3 protein-coding genes and 1 pseudogene are annotated in these 2045 nt (G+C 41.8%); all 4 read right to left on the bottom strand.

Annotation, left to right across the window (positions count from 1 at the left end; all coding sequences use genetic code 11):
• A partial coding sequence (locus MRT15_RS09570) for a carboxypeptidase-like regulatory domain-containing protein (protein ID WP_304329866.1) occupies positions 1 to 914 on the bottom strand: 914 nt, incomplete at its 3' end.
• A 49-nt stretch (positions 915 to 963) separates the two neighbouring features.
• On the bottom strand, positions 964 to 1272 hold the full coding sequence (locus MRT15_RS09565; protein ID WP_304329865.1) for a hypothetical protein: 309 nt from the start codon (positions 1270 to 1272) through the stop codon (positions 964 to 966).
• Positions 1265 to 1684 carry a hypothetical protein gene (locus tag MRT15_RS09560; protein WP_304329864.1) on the bottom strand — a complete coding sequence of 140 codons (420 nt, stop codon included), beginning with the start codon at positions 1682 to 1684 and terminating at the stop codon, positions 1265 to 1267. The genes MRT15_RS09565 and MRT15_RS09560 overlap by 8 nt, the downstream gene beginning before the upstream one ends.
• Positions 1623 to 2045: pseudogene (locus tag MRT15_RS09555) on the bottom strand (hypothetical protein); the annotation flags it as partial. The gene MRT15_RS09560 and the pseudogene MRT15_RS09555, both read right to left, overlap by 62 nt.

Raw genomic sequence — 2045 nt, 5'->3', positions numbered from 1 at the left:
GTTGTCTTGTCAACTTTAAGTTCAAGTTTAACGTTTACAATTGGAGTTAAACCTACACCTATCTCCACATCGCCTAATGGAAGTGAAACTTTGGTTGAATAGTCCCTGTAGCCTGGGCATTTAACCACTATGGATGCATCCCTACCACCCTGAACATCCGTGAACACTGTCAAACCATTCTCATCAGTAACCTTCGATGTTGAATCCAAAGTTACAGTTGCACCCTTAATTGGTTGCTTCGTAATTGAATGGAAGACTCTAACTGTAACGGTAATATATGTTGGGGGTGGAGGCTGAACTCCAGTGTAATACAGTACACCTGAAATTTCCACATCTCCACCCTTCACCCATGGTGCAGGGGTTTGACCTAGATACGTCCAGTCTGGGTAGCTGTCATATCCAGCCTTCCTTGCATATACATTTAAAGGCTCACCGCCATTAACTATATCTATAACTGCAACCCCATTTACGTCTGTAAGCCCATAATATGAATCCCAATAGGATACTGAGAGAGTGGCTTTAACTTCAACTCCACTAAGCCTATTCCCACGATCGTCAGTTATATATGCCCTTAGAACAGGATACCTCACATATACTGTTCCAATATTCTTATATTGATTCACATACCACAAGAGGTATAATGTCAAGTTGCCCACACGCCAAAATTCACCTGAAATATTCACTGAATCCTCAAGTATCCCTCCATCACTGCTATGCAGTGTGGCTGAACCAAATATTAACCATCCACTTACTCCTGGAACCTCATAGCACAAGTATAACTGCAACTCTTCACCTGGACCAAGATGCTCCCTAACCCAATCCACAAGTTCACTTATGGTCTTAGGATAAACTGTAAATGTATACTTTACGCCATAAATATACTCAGACTGCAATTCACGAATATACTTCGACATAACACTCCCACTAAAAATTATGAAGGGGAAAAAATAAAGTTTTAGTTTTTTATTGTTGAAGCTTCTTAACCTTCCTCTTTGGCGGCGGAGTGCTCAGTTGCCTTAAAAGTGTGGAGATATCGCATATCAAAGTTTTAACTTCACTGCTCCCCATAAACTCATTCATATTCCTAAAGAAGCTTGAAGCCGAGCTTACAAGCTCCTGAGCATGATTGCTCTTTAAATACCTCTCTTGAAGCCTATTCAATATTGTATCAACAGTCTTTTCAACGCCTTTACGAAAACCAATATAAAGTGCAATTCCAGTGCAGAAAGCATTTACTACTGCTGAAAGAAAGAGGTATGTTAATTCATCCATTCTGCTCACCTTCACTCCATGTGTAATCATATAGATAATCATATAGCTTTGCACATTGCTCATTTAAGTAGTTAATTCCCTTTTCGCTTGATATTATATCGGAATGCTGTGGAGCAATCTTCAGTAGCAGTTCATATATTTTTTGAACGTTGCATATTACGTCCTCTATTTCGGGCCAGTAGACTCTCATCAGCATTTTCGCTAGGGGTCTAATTACATCGTTTTCCAAGTAGCAGTTCTCCCTTAAGATTTCAGCTAGATCCATATTGCTCTGTATTGCTTCAACAATGTTTTCGGATGTAACTACATTGGAGAGCAACCATTTCACGAAGCCCTTTACAACCTTCTCCTTATTTCTTGCCCTCAACGCCTTTTCCAGCTTCTTCCTCACTTCCTCTAGTTCCAGCTTCACTCTTCTCCTCCCCCTTCACTTCCTGCTTTTCTTGTTCAGGTTTAGCTTCAGGCTTCGATTCTTCAACCTTCACTTCTTGTGGTGGAGCTGTAACCGTTGTAGCTGTGGGCGATGGAGCTGTAACGGTGGTTTGAGCTGGCTTTGGAGCTTCAGCTGGCTTCGCTTCTTGGGGAGGCGTTGGCTGTGGAGCAGGCATCCTCCTTATCTCCCTCTTTGGGGGTGGAGCCTGCCCCCTAGTCTTCACATATTCCTCCATTATCTTCAATGCACGGCTTATATTCTTATCTATCATTTGAATTACATCCTTGGTTAAGTCTCCAGTGGGCTTTATTGGCTCTTCAGGCTGCTCCCTCTTTTCTTC

The organism is Candidatus Culexarchaeum yellowstonense, from assembly GCF_024707025.1.
In the GTDB taxonomy this organism is placed as follows: domain Archaea; phylum Thermoproteota; class Methanomethylicia; order Culexarchaeales; family Culexarchaeaceae; genus Culexarchaeum.
The sequence above is the reverse complement of the archived record's forward strand: the minus strand, read 5'-3'. Positions and strand labels throughout refer to the sequence as shown.